Origin of the sequence: Acanthopleuribacter pedis, from assembly GCF_017377855.1 — a bacterium.
In the GTDB taxonomy this organism is placed as follows: domain Bacteria; phylum Acidobacteriota; class Holophagae; order Acanthopleuribacterales; family Acanthopleuribacteraceae; genus Acanthopleuribacter; species Acanthopleuribacter pedis.
Genome location: NZ_JAFREP010000024.1, coordinates 157,133 through 178,346, shown reverse-complemented (window position 1 = coordinate 178,346; position 21,214 = coordinate 157,133). Strand labels below are relative to the sequence as shown.

The 21,214-nt window shown below is 55.8% G+C and carries 17 protein-coding genes; 13 read left to right on the top strand and 4 right to left on the bottom strand.

What is annotated here, in order from left to right:
* Positions 1 to 167 precede the first annotated feature (167 nt).
* From J3U88_RS23590 to J3U88_RS23545, 10 genes are all read left to right on the top strand, one after another.
* Complete coding sequence (locus J3U88_RS23590; protein WP_423842079.1) at positions 168 to 821, top strand: sugar transferase; 654 nt, start codon at positions 168 to 170, stop codon at positions 819 to 821.
* A gap of 2 nt (positions 822 to 823) precedes the next feature.
* A complete protein-coding gene (locus J3U88_RS23585; RefSeq protein WP_207861455.1) occupies positions 824 to 2,302 on the top strand; it encodes a glycosyltransferase family protein in 1,479 nt (492 codons plus the stop codon).
* A gap of 162 nt (positions 2,303 to 2,464) precedes the next feature.
* Entirely contained in the window at positions 2,465 to 2,779 is a 315-nt protein-coding gene (locus tag J3U88_RS23580) for an STAS domain-containing protein (RefSeq protein WP_207861454.1), read from the top strand.
* A gap of 132 nt (positions 2,780 to 2,911) precedes the next feature.
* Positions 2,912 to 3,871, top strand: coding sequence for an SLBB domain-containing protein (locus tag J3U88_RS23575; protein WP_207861453.1), 960 nt, complete (start codon positions 2,912 to 2,914; stop codon positions 3,869 to 3,871).
* 45 nt (positions 3,872 to 3,916) lie between these two features.
* The gene (locus J3U88_RS23570) at positions 3,917 to 6,190 is read left to right on the top strand and encodes an exopolysaccharide transport family protein (RefSeq protein WP_207861452.1); all 2,274 of its coding nucleotides are present in this window, start codon (positions 3,917 to 3,919) and stop codon (positions 6,188 to 6,190) included.
* A gap of 66 nt (positions 6,191 to 6,256) precedes the next feature.
* On the top strand, positions 6,257 to 7,228 hold the full coding sequence (locus J3U88_RS23565) for a glycosyltransferase (RefSeq protein ID WP_207861451.1): 972 nt from the start codon (positions 6,257 to 6,259) through the stop codon (positions 7,226 to 7,228).
* Positions 7,229 to 7,235: 7 nt separating this feature from the next.
* Positions 7,236 to 8,909, top strand: coding sequence for a lipopolysaccharide biosynthesis protein (locus J3U88_RS23560; protein WP_207861450.1), 1,674 nt, complete (start codon positions 7,236 to 7,238; stop codon positions 8,907 to 8,909).
* Between the two features lie 9 nt (positions 8,910 to 8,918).
* Positions 8,919 to 11,315, top strand: coding sequence for a hypothetical protein (locus tag J3U88_RS23555; protein WP_207861449.1), 2,397 nt, complete (start codon positions 8,919 to 8,921; stop codon positions 11,313 to 11,315).
* Positions 11,316 to 11,693: 378 nt separating this feature from the next.
* On the top strand, positions 11,694 to 12,704 hold the full coding sequence (locus J3U88_RS23550; RefSeq protein WP_207861448.1) for a hypothetical protein: 1,011 nt from the start codon (positions 11,694 to 11,696) through the stop codon (positions 12,702 to 12,704).
* A gap of 621 nt (positions 12,705 to 13,325) precedes the next feature.
* Positions 13,326 to 13,796 carry a type VI secretion system tube protein Hcp gene (locus J3U88_RS23545; RefSeq protein ID WP_207861445.1) on the top strand — a complete coding sequence of 157 codons (471 nt, stop codon included), beginning with the start codon at positions 13,326 to 13,328 and terminating at the stop codon, positions 13,794 to 13,796.
* A gap of 117 nt (positions 13,797 to 13,913) precedes the next feature.
* On the opposite strand, the gene J3U88_RS23540 is transcribed toward J3U88_RS23545, so the two are convergent.
* Together J3U88_RS23540 and J3U88_RS23535 are read right to left on the bottom strand one after the other, a co-directional pair.
* Entirely contained in the window at positions 13,914 to 14,540 is a 627-nt protein-coding gene (locus J3U88_RS23540; protein WP_207861447.1) for a TetR/AcrR family transcriptional regulator, read from the bottom strand.
* Positions 14,541 to 14,621: 81 nt separating this feature from the next.
* Entirely contained in the window at positions 14,622 to 15,650 is a 1,029-nt protein-coding gene (locus tag J3U88_RS23535) for an SDR family oxidoreductase (protein ID WP_207861446.1), read from the bottom strand.
* A gap of 376 nt (positions 15,651 to 16,026) precedes the next feature.
* On the opposite strand from J3U88_RS23535, the gene J3U88_RS23530 reads away from it, so the two are divergent.
* Positions 16,027 to 16,497, top strand: a complete 471-nt coding sequence (locus J3U88_RS23530) for a type VI secretion system tube protein Hcp (RefSeq protein ID WP_207861445.1) — start codon at positions 16,027 to 16,029, stop codon at positions 16,495 to 16,497.
* Positions 16,498 to 16,761: 264 nt separating this feature from the next.
* Here J3U88_RS23530 and J3U88_RS23525 read toward each other — a convergent pair whose 3' ends face one another.
* A complete protein-coding gene (locus J3U88_RS23525) occupies positions 16,762 to 17,253 on the bottom strand; it encodes a PKD domain-containing protein (protein WP_207861444.1) in 492 nt (163 codons plus the stop codon).
* Complete coding sequence (locus J3U88_RS23520) at positions 17,228 to 18,646, bottom strand: hypothetical protein (protein ID WP_207861443.1); 1,419 nt, start codon at positions 18,644 to 18,646, stop codon at positions 17,228 to 17,230. Before J3U88_RS23520 ends, J3U88_RS23525 begins: the two co-directional genes overlap by 26 nt.
* 573 nt (positions 18,647 to 19,219) lie before the next feature.
* On the opposite strand from J3U88_RS23520, the gene J3U88_RS23515 reads away from it, so the two are divergent.
* Together J3U88_RS23515 and J3U88_RS23510 are read left to right on the top strand one after the other, a co-directional pair.
* Entirely contained in the window at positions 19,220 to 19,690 is a 471-nt protein-coding gene (locus J3U88_RS23515; RefSeq protein WP_207861442.1) for a type VI secretion system tube protein Hcp, read from the top strand.
* 744 nt (positions 19,691 to 20,434) lie between these two features.
* A complete protein-coding gene (locus J3U88_RS23510) occupies positions 20,435 to 20,905 on the top strand; it encodes a type VI secretion system tube protein Hcp (RefSeq protein WP_207861441.1) in 471 nt (156 codons plus the stop codon).
* Positions 20,906 to 21,214 lie beyond the last annotated feature (309 nt).

Sequence of the window (21,214 nt, the reverse complement as noted above, 5' to 3'; positions counted from 1 at the left end):
TCAACTCTGGGAAAAACAACTAGGATGGGTCCTGTGCGACCAAGGGTCGCTCAGTGTGGGTTGAAAGGCATAGGAGCTGAGCCATGAAACGTGCCGAAGCCGATATCGAAGAACACGAACGCTTGCTGCGGACGCTCAACAAGACGTACGGTGGCCGAACCTCCGGCATGATGGTGCTGCGCGTGGTTTGGCGCAAATACGTACAAAAGATCCGAACCGGCTGGTTCTATTGGGCCAAACGCCTGTTTGATATTTTTGCATCCGGCGCGCTCCTGCTGGCCCTTTCGCCATTGTTCCTGTTCCTGATTGTGTTCATTAAACGCGACGGTGGGCCCGCTTTTTATTCCCAAACCCGTATCGGCCGTTACGGCCGCGAGTTTCGGTTTTGGAAATTCCGCTCAATGGTTCCCAACGCCGATAAGATGAAAAAAGAGTTGATGGAACAAAACGAGATGGAAGGCGGCGTTATTTTCAAAATGAAGAACGATCCGCGCATTACGCCGATCGGCCGCATTATCCGCAAGCTCAGCATCGACGAATTGCCTCAGTTGTGGAATGTCCTGCGGGGCGACATGAGTCTGGTCGGCCCCCGTCCGCCACTGCCCAACGAGGTGGCCCACTACACCTCGGAAGAACGCCGCCGCCTCGACGCCGAGCAGGGCATTACCTGCATTTGGCAGGTGAGTGGGCGCAGTGATATCCCTTTTGACGACCAAGTTAAGTTAGATGTGGAGTATATCCAAAACGAGTCGCTGTGGAACGACATCAAGTTATTGCTTAAAACCATTCCAGCGGTTCTTCTCGGGAAAGGAGCATCCTGACCATGCCTCTTGATATCGTTGACCGAGGCCTTACCTGCCTGTTAATTCATGATCGCGCTGAAAAAACCGCCGCCAATTTGACCAAAAAATTACCCTTGCCGCTGCTCTGCGTCGGCAACCGTTATTTGGTCGAGCACCAGCTTGAATGGCTGAGCGACAACGGTTTTAAAAAGATTCGTTTAAGTTTGGGCGACCGCCCGCGGGAAACCGAGAAATTGGTGGGTAGCGGGGCGCGTTGGGGCACCGAGGTGCAGGTTTCGCTCGACCCGGAATTCCTCGATCTAGAGAGTTCCATTCGCAAAAACCTCTCCGGCGTGGAGGGCGGCGTGCTGTTGGTAGACGGGGCGACCTTTGTGCGTTTCGAGATGCCCCAGGATCTCGAATATTCGACCGCCTTTTTCCTGCCGGCGGCCGACGGTTCCGACGTCGGTACCCAAATTCCCTGCCTTTACCTGACGCCGCAAGGCGTCGACGCGCTGCTCGGTCAATCCGAGGCCGTCTATTTTCAGGATCTTTGCACCGATGCGCTCACCTTTATCCCCGACATCGAGCGTGTCACCGTCGAGGCGTTCTACCAACGGATTGCCTCGACCGAGGATTACCTCGCCATGAACGAGCGAATCAAAGATCGGCCGGATTTGTTCCAGTTCAAAGGGGCGGAACTCGAGGACGGCGTGCGCGTCGGCCGCCGCTGCCACATCTCACCCAAGGCCACCTTGATCGCACCAACCCTGGTTGGCGACGGCGCCTTTATCAAAGCCGGCGCTGAGATTGGGCCTGGTGCTTTTATCGGCGACCAAGCCTATATCGAAGCCGGCGCCCACATCGCCAACGCGGTGGTGGCGCCGGGAACCTACATCGGTCCCAACACCAGCTTTGAAAACAAATACGTTTGCCGCACCTTCGTGCTGGATCTGCAGGATAAAAGTTCGCTCGTTATCGACGATCCGGCCATTCTCACCGATATCACCAAACCCACGCCCTGGGGTCTTGGGGCAGAGCGGGTGGTGGCCTTCTTTTTGGCGATTTTGGCCTTTTTCCCCACCATGCTGCTGGCGCTGATTCACAAGTTGGTGCGCGGTACCTTCCTGGTGAGCGAAGAGATCCTGTGCCACCCGGTAAAACAGAACCTGCGCGGCGAATACGATTTTCAATGGCGCAGTTGGCGGCGCTTCGGGTTTGGGTTTTTCCTGCTGGATATTCTTCCGTCGCTGTTTGATATCGCCAACGGCCACTTGGCTTTTGTCGGCAATCCGCCGTTGCGGCGCGAAGACCTGAAGAACCTCGACGAGGAATGGCGCGACGACCTCTTGGCGGGGAAAATCGGTTGTACCGGCCTGGTCCAGCAACTCGGCAGCGAACATTTAGGTCGCGACGAGACTCTGGCAACCGCGATTTTTTACAATGCAACGCGCAATTTTAAGCAGGATTGCAGTCTCTTCTTTAAGGCGTGGATTCCCGGCAAACACCGATTCCTGTGAGCGTCGGCCCTTGGGGTACGGGGCGCGTTTTTTGGCGCGACCCTGTTGTTGATATTCCCGCACTTGTGATCTAGTATTAGTCATTCCAAGCGATGTTCCATCTCGTCCTATCCCACCCCTTCATCAATTGGGAATTTTTGCTTTTTTAAAAGGATTGTTACCATGGCGACCGAACCACTGATCATCGAGATGCCGAAACGCATGGACGGTGCCGCACTGTCCAGCATGCGAAAGAAAGTGAATGAGGCCTTTGATTCCGACGCGTCGTTAATCGTATTTAACTTCGAAAAGTGCGATTTCATGGACTCTCTCGGGCTTTCCATCATTGTTTCGGCCCTCAAAATGAGCACCAAAGCCGACAAGAAACTGCGCCTCGTGTATGTCGGCCAAGAAGTTCGTCTGCTACTGCAAATCACCCGTTTCGACCGCATTTGCGATATTCACGATTCCATGGATAGTGCGCTTGCCATAGCCTAACCAGGCGCTTTTGTGTGGGCCGAAGAGGGCTTGTCGATGCATCTTTTGACCAAATCAGCGTGTCTGTTCCTGCTGTTTTTCCTCGGGTGTCCGTTATGGGCTAAGGACAAAAAACCGGGTAATGGTGTTTTTGTGAAAGCGGAAAAACCCGGCAAGGTGACCTATTCCGAGGCTTCCCTTATCGAAGCATTCGAACAGGATCTCCCCAGCGACTACCTCATCGGTCCCGGTGACGAATTGTCCATTGAAATGTGGGGCGACGAACGTTTATCCGGGCTTCAGGTGGTTGATCCCTTTGGGAACATCAGCATCCCCTTATTGGGTGATGTGCAGGTGAGTGGCAAATCGCGCGCGCGGGTTCAGGCCGATTTACGCGAGGCGCTGAGTAAAAATTACGCGGATCCGCTGCTGCATGTACGGGTTGCGGCCTACAACAACAACCGCGTGTTTGTGTTGGGGCAGGTGAACAGCCCCGGGATTGTTTCCTTTACGGCCAGACCGACCTTGTTGGAAGCCTTGGCCGTGGCCGGGGCCATGCCCTCCAATGAACGCATTAACAGCTTGCAGCGCTGTGCCGTGATGCGCGGCAAAGACAAAATTATTTGGCTCGATTTAAACGAATTGCTCCTGGGCGGTAACCTTTCGCTCAACCTGACCTTGGCCAACAACGACGTTGTTTTTATTCCCGATGCGCACGAACCCTACGTCTATGTCATGGGTCAGGTGAACAGTCCGGGTGCCTACCGCTTAACCAGCAACATGTCCTTGCTGGACGCACTGATGCGCGCGGGCGGTTTGTCACGAGACGGCAAGCAACGCAACATTGCCGTCATTCGCCAACATGAGGACGGGCCGATGGTGGCCAAGGTGAACCTGAAACGGTTCTACCGCGGCGACATTGATAAAAATTTTGTACTCGAAGACGGGGACATCATCTACGTTCGCACCAAAAACATCGCGCGGTTTGAGTACCTGATGCGCAGCATTACGCCCTTCACCAGTTTACTCGTGATTAACGAGGCGCTGAGCAGCGACGACACCGCGACCACAACCACACCGGCCGACGGTGACGCCGGCGGCGGGACGCAATAATGAACCACCGTTTGCCGCGTCGGGATTTTCCCTTGGGAGCGCATTATGGCCGATGAGCAGGGGTTTCAGCTCAAACCGATTCACCCCATTGCCACGCTGTTGGGTCACCTGCGCTTGATCTTTCTTTGCGGGGTGGCCGGCACCTTGGTGCTGGGCATGGGTGTCATGCTGAAAGTCAAACCCAATTACATGTCCGAGGCCGTGATCGAAATTGGCGAGAGTCAGTCGCGGATTCTGGTGTTCCAAGAAGAGCAGCGTTTTGCCTCGCGTGTGGCCTACACCGATTACGTGAACACCCAACTCAGTTACATCCTCAACAACGAAACCCTGGCTTTGGCGGTTGAAAAAGTTGAGAAACCCAACGCGCAACTCGCGCCCGCCGGCGGCGATCTTAAGAAATCGATCGCCTTGGTACGCGGAATGCTGGCGGTCTCCCCGGTGCGGGATTCCCACCTCGTGACCATTCAGGTCGAATCCAAGGTTCCCGATGGATTGGAAGATATTGCCAACGCGCTGGTCGAGGCCTATTTGGAGCTTAACCGCGAGCGCGAGATCGGCCAGAACCTCAACCGGATTGACTTCCTGCGCAAAGAATTGGACCTGCGCAAACGGGAACTCCAGGAAACCTATGAATTGCTGGCGCGTTATACCCGCAACCTGGGGACCTACAACTTTGCCGAGGAAGCCAACCCCCACGATATCAATATCGCCTTTTTGCGTGAAGCGCTGAACGGTGCTTACATCACCCGGCTTGATGCCGAAAACGAATACGAGGCGATTACCTTTGCCTCTGCTAAAGAGCGAGAACTGGGCATTGAACCGCTGGTGACCCAACACGTGCGTTCCGATACCACCTTGAGCGGTTTCCGCGAAAACGTTCGCGAGTTGGAAGAACAGGTTCGCTCCGGTACGACCACCTTTACCGAGGACCATCCCGAGTATCGCCGCATTGTCGAACGACTTAAGCTGGCCCGCGAACGGCTGGCCGAGGCCGAGGCCGCCTCGCGTGAGGAAGCCATTGCGATTTACGGCGGGCGCATGACCATCGACCAGCAGGTGGAACTGGCCCAAGCCGAGGCCGCGCTGATGTCGAGCCGAAACTCGGAACGGGAGATAGAGGGCCGCATCGCTTCAGAGAAACAACTCTTAATCGACACGACCACGGATTTCCTGCGCGCCGCCAAAACCAAAGTTGAACTGGCGAACTTAGAAGAGCGGATTCAGGTGGTTGAGTCGCGTATTGACGACCTGTCGTTGGAATCCAATGCCCCCAGTCGGGTTCGGCTTAACTCGCGGGCCGGACCGCCGGGCGGTCCCCAGGGCGACAAACGGATCATTCTCCTCATTGCCGTGGCCGGGTTGAGTTTTTGTGGCGGTTTGATGTTGGCATTTGCACTGGACTTCCTCAAGCCCAACATTATCGATCCACGCCATATCGGGCAAATCATTGGATCGGGCGTCACCGGTGTTTTGGCCCATGTCGACAAGATCGACGATATGGGTCAATTGCTGCGCAACGCGCCCCACCGATATCATGCCGATGAGTTCCGCCGCTTCTTCCCCAAAATTTTCACCCCCAAAAGCGACGCGGATAAACGCGAAATCATCACCGTGATTTCTTTAAGCCATGGCTGCGGCGTGACCTCCCTCGTGCTCAACTGCATGACCCACCTCGAGCACATGGGCCGACGCGGTTCGATGGTCGAGGTCTCTTCCAGTGGCGAGGAATTGATCCAACGCACCGAGGGCTGGAACCTGCGCGAGGCCGATGCCGACATTAGCCAGGAATTGCGTTCCTTTTATCCCTTGTCGCTGCGTGTTTCACCCGAGGGTTGCGAGTTTTTTCATTTCGAAACCCCGCACCTCAAAGAAGCCGTCAGTAATGAAATTATGCTGGGCAAGCTGCTAGACGAGCTGAAGCAGCGCAACAGCTTGGTACTGATCGATGCACCCCCGCTGCTCAAAGATTCCGAGGCTGAGTTGCTCTGCAAAATGTCCGATGTGGTCGTGCTGGTGATTTCACCCAACAACAATCCCGGCGAGTTAAAGAAGGGAATGAGTATCCTTCGCGGCTTGGGTGTGCAAAAATGTGCCGTTATTGCCAACAATCTCCCGCTGTTCCCCGGCGGTTATATCTCACGCGCCATCGTCGAGTACGAGGGTGGTAGCGTTAAGTTCCACTTGGTGAAGGAAATCGTCGACGCCTTGATTGACGCCGTTAATATCGGCGGCGATATTAAAAAGCTGTTCTCCAAGAAGCAAAAGGGGCCCGTGAATTTCCGAGAGGAAGCTCAGGGCGGCCCAAAATCAAAGAACTGAGTCCCTGCCCGGCCTATGGTTTAGGCCCGCTAAAGTCCTTAACCGTCCGTAATGAGGTGACGTGTTGTGCTTGTTTCAGTAGTCATTATTGGTCGAAACGAAGGTGAGCGGTTAACCCGTTGCATTACCTCCGTGAAAGAAATGGATTTTGACCCCGAAAAATACGAGATTATTTACGTCGACAGCGGCTCCACCGACGGGAGTCAGGAGAATGCCGAAAAACTCGGCGCGCGTGTGTTTGAGTTGGATACCGATAAACCGACTGCCGCCAAAGGTCGCAATAAGGGTTGTCACGAGGCCAAGGCGCCGCTCCTCTTTTTTCTCGACGGCGATACCATTGTGGATCCCGGCTTCCTCACCAAGGCAACCACGTTCCTTGCCGAACACGAGGATGTGGCCGCGGTGAGTGGTTTCCGCAAAGAAATCCATCCCGAAAATTCCGTTTACAACAAGATTTTAGATTTGGAATGGTTGCATCACGAGGGGGAATCGCAATACTGTGGCGGTGATACCGTGATGCGGCGCGACGCGCTGATTGAGGCCGGCGGCTACAAAGAGGACCTCATTGCCGGTGAGGAACCCGAACTCTGCCACCGCATCCGCAAAAACAAGTGGCGCATTTTCACCATTGCCGAGCCCATGACCGGTCACGACCTCAACATCCGCCAATTCTCCGGTTACTGGCGCCGTAACTTCCGTTCCGGGCACGCCTGTGCCGAGGTGGCCCAACTGACCGACGGCGAAACCTTCGGACGGGAAAGTCGCTACAACTGGATCCAGTCGTTTGTTTATACCGGCGCGGGGTTGACCTTGATCGGTTTCCTGCATTTTTGGGCGATTTTCCCTATTTTGGCCGGCTACGGGTTGATGGTCGCACGCAACATGTTCCGCAACCGTTGGCGCAAGTTGCCCTTTGGTACCGCCTTGATTTACGGCATGCACGCACACCTGGTTTGGTTCCCGGTGGTTTGCGGCCAAATTCAGTTCCATTGGAACCGCATGCGCAACCGCGGCGGTCGCATCATCGAATACAAGTGAGTCCGCCATGAGCAGCGAATCGCAAGAGCAACACCTCGCCGCCGACGACATCCCCCATCCCGATCCCAGCGAACAACCGGAACCGGGGGGCGGTCGGCAACCGTCCTTGCCGATGAACGTGTTTGCCTCGCTGCTTGCCAACGGATTGTACCTGTTTAGCCGGCTTTTTATCCCGCCGATGGCGTTGGTTTATGTCTCCTTGGAAATGTGGGGGATCTGGGGTTTCTGCTTTGTCTTGATTGGTTATTTCGGGATGGGTGCCTTTGGCATCTCCAACGCCTATATCCGATTTGTCGGTGTCTACTACGCTCAAGGCAACATTGACCGCATTAACCGTCTGGTTTCGACGGGTTTGGCCATTACCTGTAGTGCCGCGGTGGTGGTGTTGATCGGCCTGTATTTCTCTTTGGATTGGCTGGTTCTCAAACTCAAAGTCTCCGAGGACTTGCACGACACCGCTTTTGTGTTGCTCTACGGCACTGTTGCCGTGTTTATGCTCGACCTTACCTTCGGTGCGTTTCAGTACGTGCTGACCGGTTTGCAACGTATTGTGGCTGAACGTTTTGTCTACATTGCCTCGTTTATGCTGGAATGGGTGCTGATCCTTGGTTTGCTTTGGTTTGATTATGGGATCTACGCCTTGCTTTACGCTTTTGCCGCCCGCTACGTCTTCTCCACCATCGCCTATGTGATTCTCACCTACCGCGCCTTGCCAGGTTTCAAGGTGTCGCCTTTTTTGGTGGACCGCACCTGCTTCGATTACTTCATTAAATTCGGCGGCGTCGTTCAGGCGACCGGCCTGTTGGCCATGTTTGTCGGTTCGGTGCACCGCTTGCTGGCCGGTTTTGTCATGAACGTTGAAATGGTCGGTCTGTTTGATCTCGGCGAAAAGTTCCCCCGCATGGCGACCGCCATTCCGGGTTCCGTCAACCACGCCTTATTCCCGGCGGCGACCGCCTTGGAGCAGGGTGGGACCGCTGAGGACCTCAGCGACCTTTACCTAAACAGCGGTCGTTACACCAGCTTGATCACCGGCGTGATCATGGGTTTCTTGGCGTGTTTCTCGTTTTCGATTATCTCGGCTTGGGTTGGGCCTGACCCCAAATTCACCTTGGCCGCGATCATGATGAGTATGTTTACCTTGCCCGTGCAGTTTCACACGTTGTCCGGGCCCGCCACGTCCATGTTTAAAGGGATTGGTAAACCCTGGCGCGAGTTTTATTTCCCGGTGATTCACTTGGCGGTTTTAATCGCCTGTATTCCGGTGGGCTGGTACCTTTTCCAAGAATCGGCCGGCAACGACGAACTCCAGCGTCAAAACACCATGAACCTGGCGATTTTGGTTTGCGTGGCGCAAACCATTGCCTCCTTTATCTATATGTATTACGCTAACGCAAAGTTCGGCATTTCACAGATTCGTTATTTGGTTCACGTGGTGTGGCCAGGCTTGGCGCCCTACTTGGTGGGGGCCGTGCTGTATTTCGCGACGCTGCCGATCTTTACCCCGTTCCACGGTGATCGCTGGCCCACGCTTGCCATTCTGATCGTGGTCGGGGTCGTCTACGTGCTGCTTAACCTCGGCGTCTGTTGGTACTTCTTCCAAGAAGGCGAGCGGGATCGGGTGCGCGGCATCATTGGCAAAGTCGTTGCGGTGGTCAAAGAGAAGTTGGCACGCGGATGAGGTGAGTGATTGCCCTGGTTTCATGTTCGTTGGGTCGTTGGCGTTTTATTGGTGTTGGGTTTGGCGGCCTGTGGTGAACCGGCGCCGAAACCCAAACAGAAAAATGAGTTTGTACCCAGTTCTCATATTGAAATCGCGCTAACCCAAACTGTCCGGCGCGGCGACGTGAAACGGTTCGGCATTAACATGACCGGCCAGAGTTATTGGGGCTCGCAGCAAATCCTCAACAACGTCATTCCGCTTAACCCGGGTTTCGAGGGGTGGCTGTTTCAAACCGTGGTCAGCGTTGAAATCGGCGGGCGTGGTGAGTTTGTCACACGTGGCCCGGCTTCCGGTTGGCCCGAGGACTTCTGGAAAGGGCAACGTTTCGAAATCATCAACGGTGCCCACCGCGGCAAAAGCGGCCGCATTATGCGTTCCAGCCCCGGTAAAGAGGATGGGGGTGCGCGGTTCATGCTGGATCAACCGCTTGAACTTTCGCCCAACGATACCTTGATCTTGCGGCAAAGGCACGATGGCGAGGGGCATCGCCAATGGTGGATTGAAACGGAAGGCGCCGCCACCGTTTCAACCATGATTGCCGATACCCGTCCCGACAGCCCCGGTACCCAATCGTTGAAATTGTCCGCGCCGCGGCCGGGCGATAGGGCGATTCTCCGTGCCTATGCCGACACCAAACGCGCGGGCCACGAACCCTTTTTGCGCTTAAGCGGGGAATACCGGCTCAGTTTTTGGGCCAAACGGAACAGCCCGGAAACACGGCTCAAGGTGGTGTTCCGCCGCATTACCGATCCACAGCAGGTGTGGTTGGAAAAAACCATTACCCTGACCGATTCCTGGTCGGAGCAAACCTTTGATTTCCAAATCGCCCGTGATTCGCGTCCCGGCAGCATTGAACTGGTGTTCGAACTGGAGCGGGGTAATGTTCAGTTCGACGACATGCAGCTTGTGCGCACCAAACCCCCGGTTTCGATTCTTGAGGACGACCCGCTTCCCAATAACCCAACCGTATTTCGCGACGAGGTGGTTTCGGCGCTGAAGCGGCTGCGTCCCGGCATTCTTCGCTACCACGTCGGGCACTGGGGCGACAGCCTCGACAACATGCTGGCCGATCCCTTTGCGCGCAAGACCACCGGTTACAGTTATTGGTCCGGTGACACCGATCCCGTGACCTATCCACTCCACCACTTTTTGGAACTGTGCCGATTTGTTGACGCAGAGCCTTGGATCATTGTGCCCGTTACCTTTTCCGCGCGCGAGATGCAGGGATTGATTGACTACCTTTCCGGCCCAACCGATTCGCATTACGGCCGTTTGCGGCGGCAACAAGGTTACCGCGAGGCTTGGACCCGTCAATTCAATAAAGTTCATTTGGAACTCGGCAACGAAGCCTGGAACGAAACCTTTCGCGGTGCCACCATTGATGCACCGGACGTTTACGGGCGCTGGGGTCATGAGTTGTTTACCGCCGCGCGGCGCAGCACCTCCTTCCGCAAAGAAAAATACCAACTGATCCTGGGCGGGCAACCCATCGGTGGCGAGCGCAACCAACGCATCCACGCGGCGAGCCGTGCCCACGACGCCTTTACCCTGGCGCCGTACACCCGCTTTAGCCTCGACGACCCCGGTACCGCCACCCACTTTTACCGGGACCTGTTTCAGGAAACCCGCACGCAAATGAGCGAAGGGTGGATGAAGCAAAATTACGACATGGTGGCCCAGTCGGATCACAAGATTCCGCTCACTATTTACGAAACCAACTTGCATACCACCGAGGGCGACATCAGTCAAAGCGCGTTGGAACGTTTTATTCCTTCCGCGGGTTCGGCCATCGGCATGGGTTTCCACATGATGCATTTCCTATCGGAAATGGGCATTCGCGATCAGTGCTTTTACAATCTCGGCCAGTACAGTTTTGACCGACCCGACGAAAAAGAAGTGTTGTTGTGGGGCGTGGTGCGCAACTACGGCCCACCGCTCCAGGCCCGTCCCAACTTTTATATGTTGGAAATGCTCAACGCCGCCCTGGACGGCAACATGATGGTTACCGAACACAGCGGGCGTTTGCCCGATTGGCAGGGCGTATTTTGGCCCAAAAAGGCGTTTCAAAACGGGCGCTTGCTCGCCAGCTACGGGTTTAAACACAAAAACGGCGGCGGCGCGATGGTGGTGTTTAACCTCGATACCAACGAACCCATCCCGATTCGCCTGCGCTTCCCCAACCGGAAAAAGAAGCAGTTCCCGGCCAAGTACTACCAACTGAGCTACGCGCGCGTGACCGACAACAACGAAACCGAACGCGATGTGCGCATCGTCGATTTTGAGGTGCCCGATTTTGGTGACGGCTACGAATCGCCGCTTGGCCCGATCACCCTAAACGTGTGGATTTGGGAAGCCGGCGAATAACCCCATCGGACCGCTTTTCGATTCATTCGCCAAATCGCGCCTTTTCGGTGTCCCCAATATTCAGAAGATGCCACCTTCCTCCTATGACAGCCGCTGAACCTGTCGCGTCAGCTTCATTTGTTGTGCGTGGCGCGGCGATAGGTGACGTGAAATCGGTGTGTTGTGCTTCCTTCGTTTGTTCTTTTTGATGGTTAAAGCTTGCGAATTAAACAGTTTGCAGTGCGTTGTTGGTTGGGGAGGAGAGGATTCCGCATTTTTCGGAAGGAAACTTTTTACTCCGGTCGAGCGTAATTTTTGTACACTGACTTTCGTGGCTTGCAGTGAAACTATTATTAATATCTGCTGTTGGCCTTAATTTCTTTCGAGGTGACCCCTTCTATGTTACGGAATGTTCTGCTTAGTCTGATCGCTTTTGTTTTTGCCGCGAGTGCTGCTTTGGCTCAGAGCGACCTGTCGCCCAGCTTTCGCATGATCCAAATTAACGGACCCGACGTCAACGAATCGGTTAGTGTCCACGCCCTTAGCGATTACGGCCACGTTTTGGGCCGTTATGGTTCCTGGGAGCGCCGCCTTTTTGTCATTCAACCCTATGAAGAGATGAGGTTCTTGGACGAGGACCTCCTGTACCCCGCGGATATCAACAATTCCGGCTACGCGGTCGGCGGCAGTTATCCCAACTGGATTTCCATCAACGGCACCGCGTACGACCTGCAAACGCCGGGCGGTAGCGACGACCTGTTTATTAACGACAAGGGTCAAATCGCCGGTAACTACAATGGCAGCCGGAGCAAAGGTTACTTCATGAAATCCTTTAAGGCCGAAGAGTGGGTCGAGCTGGGTGACCTCGGCGGCAACGAAACCGACGTCCTTGGTTTGAACAACAACGGTCAGGTTGTCGGTTCCTCGAAAAAGAGCGACGGACGTTTCTATGCCTTCGTATGGAACGGCACCAGCGGCATGACCGAATTGAATATCTCGCCCGGCCCCTGGCGGCGCGCGGAGGCCTACGGCATTAACGACCGCGGCGACATCGTCGCCGGCAACCAATCCGTGATTTACACCATCGAGGCGGAAACCGGAACACAAGAATTCATGCTGGTCCCCGCCGGTGGTCGTCCACGGGCCGTTGCCATCAACAACCTTCGCCAGGTTGTGGGGACCGTCGGCCAATCCGGCGATACCGAGCCCTTCTTTTACCAGTACGGTCGCGGTCGTGGGCAGTACCTGGCCGACCTGGTCACCAACATGCCCAGTGACGTAACCAGCTTCTATGTGGTCGATATCAACAACCGCGGCCAAATTCTGGCGGTGACCTACCACGCAAACCAAGGCATTTTGAAATCTTGGATCCTGCAACCACGCCGTTCCGTTATTGCTTATGAGCCGTAAAACGAAAAGGGTCGGCTAAGCGACCCAACGACGAAAAGGTTGCCAACACCCGCGAGACCCAATAATCGGTTTTCGCGGGTGTTTTCCGTTGGCGTCGCCGGGAACGCCGTCTTTGGGATCGTGGGGGCGCGGCTTGTTCAGCGTCTATACATTATATATAGGTGCGGGGTGAAGCAATCGTCTGTCGGGTGTTTGGATTGGGGATTAGCCCGCATTTCTCACGAGGATTCGTCGCGAGAAGCTGAAAGCCTTGTGAGTACGAAGATTACGACCGAGAGCAAACGGAGCGGGGCCGACCTTTCGGCGTAGCAGCGCTACGTTGAGTATTGCTCGACAGAGTAAAGCGGAAGGCCGCCCCCTCGTAATTGCATGGGTTTCATGCTTCGGAGCAGAATTCCTTGTGAGAAATGCGGGTTAGGGGTGTTTGGATCCGGGATACCGAACAGCAGCTGTTTTTGGTTTGGGCGAACAGGGTGTTTGGCCAGGCAAACAGATTGAGCCGATTTCGGCTGAATTTGCCGGAAAAGAGCTGGAAATTGGGCGGAATAGGCGGTTTTGCGAGTTGGCACGTACCCTGCATTGTAAGAAAGCATCGAAGTTAACTTATAAGGAGACCCCCAAATGACTGTTTACTCTTTTATCAACTGCGGTGCCATTCCCGGCAAAGAAGCTGAAACCGGCCACGAGGCCCACATCCGCGTTCACGAATTGCAATTGAGCTCCAACCTGCCTGTTTCCGAGTTGGACAACAAAGTTAAATCTAAGCGCTCCCGTCAACCCCTGACCTACGTTTCTGAAATGGGCAAGCACACGCCGGTGACCTTCCAGCACTTGTTCAACAACGTTGAAATCCCCGACCTGGAAGTGTTGTTCTACCGCCCCGACATCGTCAGCGGCGACATGACCAACTACTTCACCATCAAGTTCAAGCGCCTCAAGGTGGTTTACTCCGGTATCACCAAACGCAACGTGTACCTGCCCGAAAGCGACAGCTTCCCCGATGAGCACACCACCAAAATGGTGTACGGCAACGTGGTCTACAGCTACAACGAAGACGGTATCGAAGCCGAGGACGAAGTAAACGATCACTAGAAAACGGGCCACTGAGTCCACCAGTGGCATCGACCCCGCCGGCTTATCACGAAACCAAATATCGGTTTCCCGGCAAGTTTTCCTATAAAAAAGGCCCCGTCCAGGCGGGGCCTTTTTCTAGTTTTGGGTCGGGATGTCGAGGGGTGTTCCGGGGGGGAGTAGCGCGGAAAGCGCGAGGCAGGCCTCCCAGGCAATGACCTCGGGCGGCTCGTTCCAAGCTAGGCGGCGTAGGATGGTGTTGATTTGGGTGTCGAGGTAGCGGCCCGCCGGCTCGGGGCTGATGTCGGTTCGGGTTTCACCGCGTGCTTGCGCTTGTTGGAAGAGCGCGGCGTATCCGGCCTGCATGGCGGCGACGATGGTGGCGACCCGTTTTTGCGTGAGTGGGCCCTGGGCCGCGGGGTTGTCGCGGACTTTGACCAACAGGCAGCCTTGCGGTGTGTCGCGGGGTCCGGTTAAACCGGCCACGATGCGGGCGAGGGTTTCGGCGAAAGGTCGGTTGGGATCGATGTCGGCCGTCATGGTGTCGATCACCATCTTTTGGTAGTGGGCCAGCGCGGCGTCGAGCAAACCGTCTTCGCCGCCGAACTCACGGTACAGTGCCGGTTTGGATAAGTTGGTGCGGCGGCAGATTTCGTTGACCGAAAGCGTGTGGACGCCCTCGCGCCAGTAATTCTCCATGGCCAACAGGACCGTGGCCTCGCGTTCTACCGTGCGCGGTCGCCCGCGTTTTCGTTTGGGTTGCATGGTTTCGCCTTTTTTCTGCGATCCCGGGCGACGGGCCCGGGATGGTTGGGTTCTTTTTAACAGGAATTTTGGCCAAAAGCTTCAAGAAGCCTGGGCGCGGTTGATGCGTTGAACGACAACCGCTGTTTCAAGGACGGATTGTTTGATGGGGGTGGGCTCCCAGTTGAACATCGAACGGGTGGTTTGGTTTTCCGATTTCAGGTTCATACCCAGCATGCCCAGCAACCCTTTGGCCTCGCGGTCAAAGAAGGAGAGCAGGCGCAGCATGAAATTGGGTGCGATGCGGGTGCCCACCTTTTGGTAGCCGTTCGCTTTGAGGGTGCGCGCCATGTCGATAAAGCTGACCGGTTCGGTTAAAGAAGCGACAAAACGTTTGCCGGGCGCCTCGGCGTGGGTCATCGCGGCCAGGTGGATTTTTGCCACGTCGCGCACGTCGATCATGGGGAAGGCCGCGTTGGGGACCATCGGCATTTTGCCGCCGATCATGTCGCCGACCATGGTCATGGTTTGCCCGCTGACGTTACGGCCGAGCGGTGGGCCGATCACGCCGCCGGGATTGACCACGGTGAATTCAAACTGATCTTCCTTGGGTAAGTCGGCCATGTATTCCCAGGCCGCTTTTTCCGCCATGGTTTTGCTTTTGGTGTAGGTGCTGACGTTGGGTGCCTCGGTGTCCGTCCAAGAGTCGGGGCCGAAACTGCCGGTTTTCATGCTGCCCATCATCGAAAGCACGGAGCTGGTGAGCACAAATCGTTTGACTTTGCCGGCCCTGGCGGCGCGCAGGGCGCGCAAGGTGCCTTGTACCGCGGGCACGATCATGTCGTTTTCGTGTTTGGGATTGGCGAGCGCAAAGGGTGAGGCGACGTGTAAGACATAGTCGGCCCCGGCGACGGCTTCGATCCAGCCGTTGTCTTGGGTCAGGTCCAGTTCAACAAAGCTGAGGTTGCGGGTGTCGACCTTGGCGGCGGCCATGGTTTCGCGCACCTCGTTTTCTTTTTTCAAGCTGCGAACAGAGCCGCGTACTTGGTAACCCGCGCGCAGCAGTTCGGCGGCCACGTGCAGCCCGATGTAACCTGAAATGCCTGTAACTAAAACGGTTTGATTGTTCATGATGTCCCCCGATGTTCGTGGTTGGTATTTTGTACCACCTGGTACGATAAAGATAAGGCCTCGGTGGCCCAGTGTCAAGAAATAAAATACCGAGTGGTACAAAAAAAGAAATACGGCGCAGATTTGCAGGAGCGCAGCGCGGAAGCCTCCGCTGTGAGCCAAGTGTTTGGATTTGAAATAGAGGGTGTTCGGATGGAACAGCGCCCCGCGGGGTCGGTGTTTCGCAAATGCGAACACCTTGTTTGGCGAGGGAAACAAAAAGGGTGAATTTAGGTAGGAAAGTGGGTAAAGAGGCCGCATTTTGGTGGCTTTCAGGGTTGGCACGCACCCTGCAAAGTATTAAAGCGTCGAAGTTAACTTATAAGGAGACCCCCAAATGACTGTTTACTCTTTTATCAACTGTGGCGCCATCCCCGGCAAAGAAGCTGAAACCGGCCACGAGGCCCACATCCGCGTTCACGAATTGCAATTGAGCTCCAACCTGCCTGTTTCCGAGTTGGACAACAAAGTTAAATCTAAGCGCTCCCGTCAACCTTTGACCTACGTTTCTGAAATGGGCAAGCACACGCCGGTGACCTTCCAGCACTTGTTCAACAACGTTGAAATCCCCGACCTGGAAGTGTTGTTCTACCGCCCCGACATCGTCAGTGGCGACATGACCAACTACTTCACCATCAAGTTCAAGCGCCTCAAGGTGGTTTACTCCGGTATCACCAAACGCAACGTCTACCTGCCCGAAAGCGACAGCTTCCCCGATGAGCACACCACCAAAATGGTGTACGGCAACGTGGTCTACAGCTACAACGAAGACGGCATCGAAGCTGAGGACGAAGTAAACGATCACTAGAAAACGGGCCACTGAGTCCACCAGTGGCACCGACCCCGCCGGCTTATCACGAAACCAAATATCGGTTTCCCGGCATGTCTTCATATAAAAGGCCCCGCTCCGGCGGGGCCTTTCCTACAGTGAGGAACAAAATAAGAAAAGGCCCCGTCCAGGCGGGGCCTTTCCTATAGTTGGTTTAAAAAAGGCCCCGTGGTGGGGCCTTTTGTCATTTCTCAGATTGGGATTCGCGCGGGAAGGGGGCGGCCCGGAACCGCGCCGCCCCCATTAGTAACAAGCGCGGCTGATGAGCAGATCCAGTACCCTGACGGTGCCGGAACCGTCTACGTCCTGTTCCGCCGCAAGCGTCCGCGCACCCCAGGCGGCGAACCGCATGGCTTGATCCGCGTCGTCCACGCAACCGTCGCCGTTGAGGTCGTTGTCGAACCGGAACAGCTTGGCAGACGCGCTTTGTTCCGCGCCGTTGCGGTCGGTGACGGAGACCTGGAAACGGTAGACGCCGTTGCCCAGCGGGGTAAAGCGCGGCGCCTCGCTGTCGGGGTTGTCGAAGGTGCCGCCCTCGGCCGGTCCACTGATCAGGGTCCAATGGTAGTTGTACGGACCACCGGCGCCGCGGCCGGCCCGCGCGCGAAGTTGGAAGACCCCGTTGAGATCGCACAGTGCGAGGGCCTCGTTCTCGACGGCCACCGCCAACTGACCCGGTGTGCGGGTGACCTGATGGCGCACGGCGGCGCTACAGCCGTCCGCCGTGGTCGCCAAAACGCTGTAGTTGGCCGTTTCGGCGGCGTCGACCCAAACCCCGCGTCTCGTTGCGCCGGTCGACCACTGATAACCGGTAAAACCCGCGCTTGTCGGTCAGCAACACGGTTTCACCTGGCTGGACCACCTGCAAATGGGTGTCCCCCGGGTTGTCGGGATCGCTCACGCTTTCCAATTCGGCGCGGCGCCACATCTGCACCACCTGCTTGAGCAGGCGCGCGTTCCCGGCGGCGTCCACATGCACGAGCAGCCGGTATTGCAGCGGTCGACCCACGGATTCCAAACGCGATTCGCCCTCGGCTACCGGTTCGTGGTGGCTGACCTGGTTGATGGTGACCGTGCCGACCCATAAACCCTGGTGGGCCGGGGCGCGTTTCGCGCGGGTGACCGCGGCCGCCAGGTCGCTTGCGTCAACCGGCAACCACAAACGCGTACCCTCCGGCTCGAGCACGGTTAACACGCCCGCCCCGTTGTCGCCGTTCAAGGCGTCGCGGTCAACGGCCAAACGCAGGTCGAGCCGGCCCTGGCTGTCGGTGGTGTAGGAGCCGGGTAAAAAGGGACGCCAGCTATGTTCAGCCGTTTCAGCGTTAAAAGCGCGGACCATGATCGGGACCCCGCGGTTCGGATCAGCCCAGCTCAGGGTTAAGGCGCGGCCGGGAACCGGGTTCTGAATACTGAGTCGGCGGGTGTTGCCGCCGTCGAAGAAACTCAGCGATTCGGCATCGACCGTCTGCCGCAAGGGGCCGCTGAAGTCCACGGCGTTCCCGGCGTAAACCCAATAGGCAACGCCAGGCTCGATCAGGCTGTTGGGGTTGACCGGTTCCCATTGGCCGTCGCGCTGGAGGCGGACCACCTCGCCCGCGGCAAGCGCCGGCTCGGCGGCGAAGTAATCGCGGAAGCGGGGCGGCGCCGCGGCATCCACCGGAAAACCGCGCAGGTTGTAGGCGCGTGCCTGCCATTTGGGTTGTCGGTTGACCGGTCGGCCCGTAATTGACAGCCGGCGACGCTGATCGCCGCCCAGCTCAATTAAATAACCGCGTTGGGCTTGGAGCCGGTGCAGGTTGACGGCGCGGTCGGCCGTACCCGCGGGCACCCACACCCGCCAACCGGGTCGGTTCCACAGTCCGGCATTCGGATCGTCAATAAATTGGACCCGGCTCTCCGGTTGGTGGTGGGTCCACAAGGCGATCACGGGCAGATCGCCGAACCAGTCGGCGGGCGCGCCGCCGTTTAGGGGATCGACCTCAAGATAAACCGCATTCCAGCCGGGATGTAGGGTAAAGGTTTGGGTTACCACCGGCGTTTGTGCGGTAAGGGGTGAGGTGAGGGTAAAAACCGAGAAAAACAAAAGGATGGAAACGGGGGGGCGAAAAACGGCCCGATGAAGCAACATGGAAACTCCTCCAACCGCCGGCAGCCGAGAATCGGCAGGACAGGAGGGCGAAGCGCGGTCGCGGCGGTCGACAAACAGAAATGAATTCAAGGAAGAAGGACCGGCCGACCTAGCCGAATGAACCGTGGAGCATGGTTTTTCCGAAAATGCTGGGTATGCCGCTTATTAACACGCTTCGATTTCGATGATTGGTCGAAAAAAAATAAAATTGTGAACCAAGGCACTTTTTTGGGGGTGAGGCACGCTGAACGCGCCTGGGTTGGGCCTTCTGCTCCCAGGTTGAAGAAGTCGCCGGCGATGAATCCAAAAATGGTTCGCCCGCCATGCTCCTTATTAAATAAGGATGGAAGCCCATATTGCCTGAGCATGTTTCGGATCGAGATAGGTGTTGTTTGGAATTGGGATAGCGTTTTGTCGTCGGTGTTCCGGTTCTCTGAACAGGTTGTTTGGCGATGCAAACAGATTGGGTGATATTCCACGCCGAAATGGGTGTAAGACGGGGGATTTCAAGTTGGCACGGACCCTGCTTTACCGTAACCCGCTGAAGTTAATCACCGTCAAGGAGATCCCGAAATGACCGTTTATTCTTTTATCAACTGTGGCGCAATTCCCGGTAAAGAAGCTGAGACCGGCCACGAAGCCCACATCCGCGTTCACGAATTGCACCTGAGCTCCAACCTGCCCGTATCCGAGTTGGACAACAAAGTTAAGTCCAAGCGCTCTCGCCAGCCTTTGACCTATGTTTCCGAAATGGGCAAACACACGCCTGTTACCTTCCAACACCTGTTCAACAACGTTGAAATCGCTGACTTGGAAGTGTTGTTCTACCGCCCCGACATCACCAACGGCGACATGGTCAACTACTTCACCATCAAATTCAAACGCCTTAAAGTTGTTTACTCCGGCATCACCAAGCGCAACGTGTACCTGCCCGAAAGCGACAGCTTCCCCGATGAGCACACCACCAAAATGGTGTACGGCAACGTTGTTTACAGCTACAACGAAGACGGCATCGAAGCAGAAGACGAAGTAAACGATCACTAGATTGCGGTTCGCTCGGGCGTGGTTAACCACACCTGAGCGGGATCGTCCTGTCGGTTTATACAGAAACCACCTATCGGTTTCCCGACAATCCAGCATCTTATAGAAAAGGCCTCGCTCCGGCGGGGCCTTTCCTCTATTTAAGGAACCAAGAGCAAGGCCCCGTCCAGGCGGGCCTTTCCTCTATTTAAGGAACGAAGAGCAAGGCGACGTCCAGGCGGGCCTTTCCTCTATTTAAGGAACGAAGAGCAAGGCCCCGTCCAGGCGGGCCTTTCCTCTATTTAAGGAACGAAGAGCAAGGCCCCGTCCAGGCGGGCCTTTCCTCTATTTAAGGAACCAAGAGCAAGGCCCCCAGCCGGTGGGGCCTTTTCCTTTTTGCGATTCAGCCTTTATCAAGGTCCTGATTCGGTGGGGCCTTTTGCATTTTTATTACGCTTTCATGAACGCGGACTTTTCGAGCAGTCGGTAGAGCGGTAGATCTTGTTTTTGGTGGCGACGAAGAATGGGTTGGGCGATTTTCGGTTGGGCTGAAATTTTATGGAGTCTGTTTCAATTTGACACGCGCTGTTTCGATTCGGAATACCGCGTTTTGACTTGTTTTCCTGGTACCCGAACAAGCTGTTTGGGATGCAAACAGATTTTGACAAAAAGGGCCGGAAAACCCAGGAAAACCGCGGGTTTTCGAGTTGGCACGGACCCTGCTTTAAGGTTTCCCGCTGAAGTTAATCACGCCAAGGAGATCCCGAAATGACCGTTTATTCCTTTATCAACTGTGGTGCCATTCCCGGCAAAGAAGCTGAGACCGGCCACGAAGCGCACATCCGCGTACACGAACTTGCACTGAGCTCCAACCTGCCCGTATCCGAGCTTGACAACAAAGTTAAGTCCAAACGCTCGCGTCAGCCTTTGACCTTCGTTTCCGAAATGGGCAAGCACACCCCCATTACCTTCCAACACTTGTTCAACAACGTTGAAATCGCCGACTTGGAAGTTCTGTTCTACCGTCCCGACATCGTCAGCGGCGACATGACCAACTACTTCACCATCAAGTTCAAGCGCCTTAAAGTTGTTTACTCCGGTGTCACCAAGCGCAACGTTTACTTGCCCGAAAGCGACCGCTTCCCCGATGAGCACACCACCAAAATGGTGTACGGCAACGTTGTTTACAGCTACAACGAAGACGGCATCGAAGCAGAAGACGAAGTAAACGATCACTAGAAAACGGTTCGCTCGGGTTCGGTCTAACCGGCCTGAGCGGGATCGACCTTGTCGGCTTATTCAGAAACCACCTATCGGTTTCCCGGCAACCAGCATCATATGGGAAAGGCCCCGCTCCGACGGGGCCTTTCCTTTATCTAAAAACCAAAAAGAGAAGGCCCCGTTCCCGCGGGGCCTTCTCTTTTTTAGGGCACCTCTATCGCGACGGTTTCCTTTTGACTTTTTTACAAAAGGGTCTTCCCGGTGTCTCTGTATCTGTTTATGGTGGGTTCAATTTCTCGACCCATCGGGATCAGGCCGGAGGGTTCG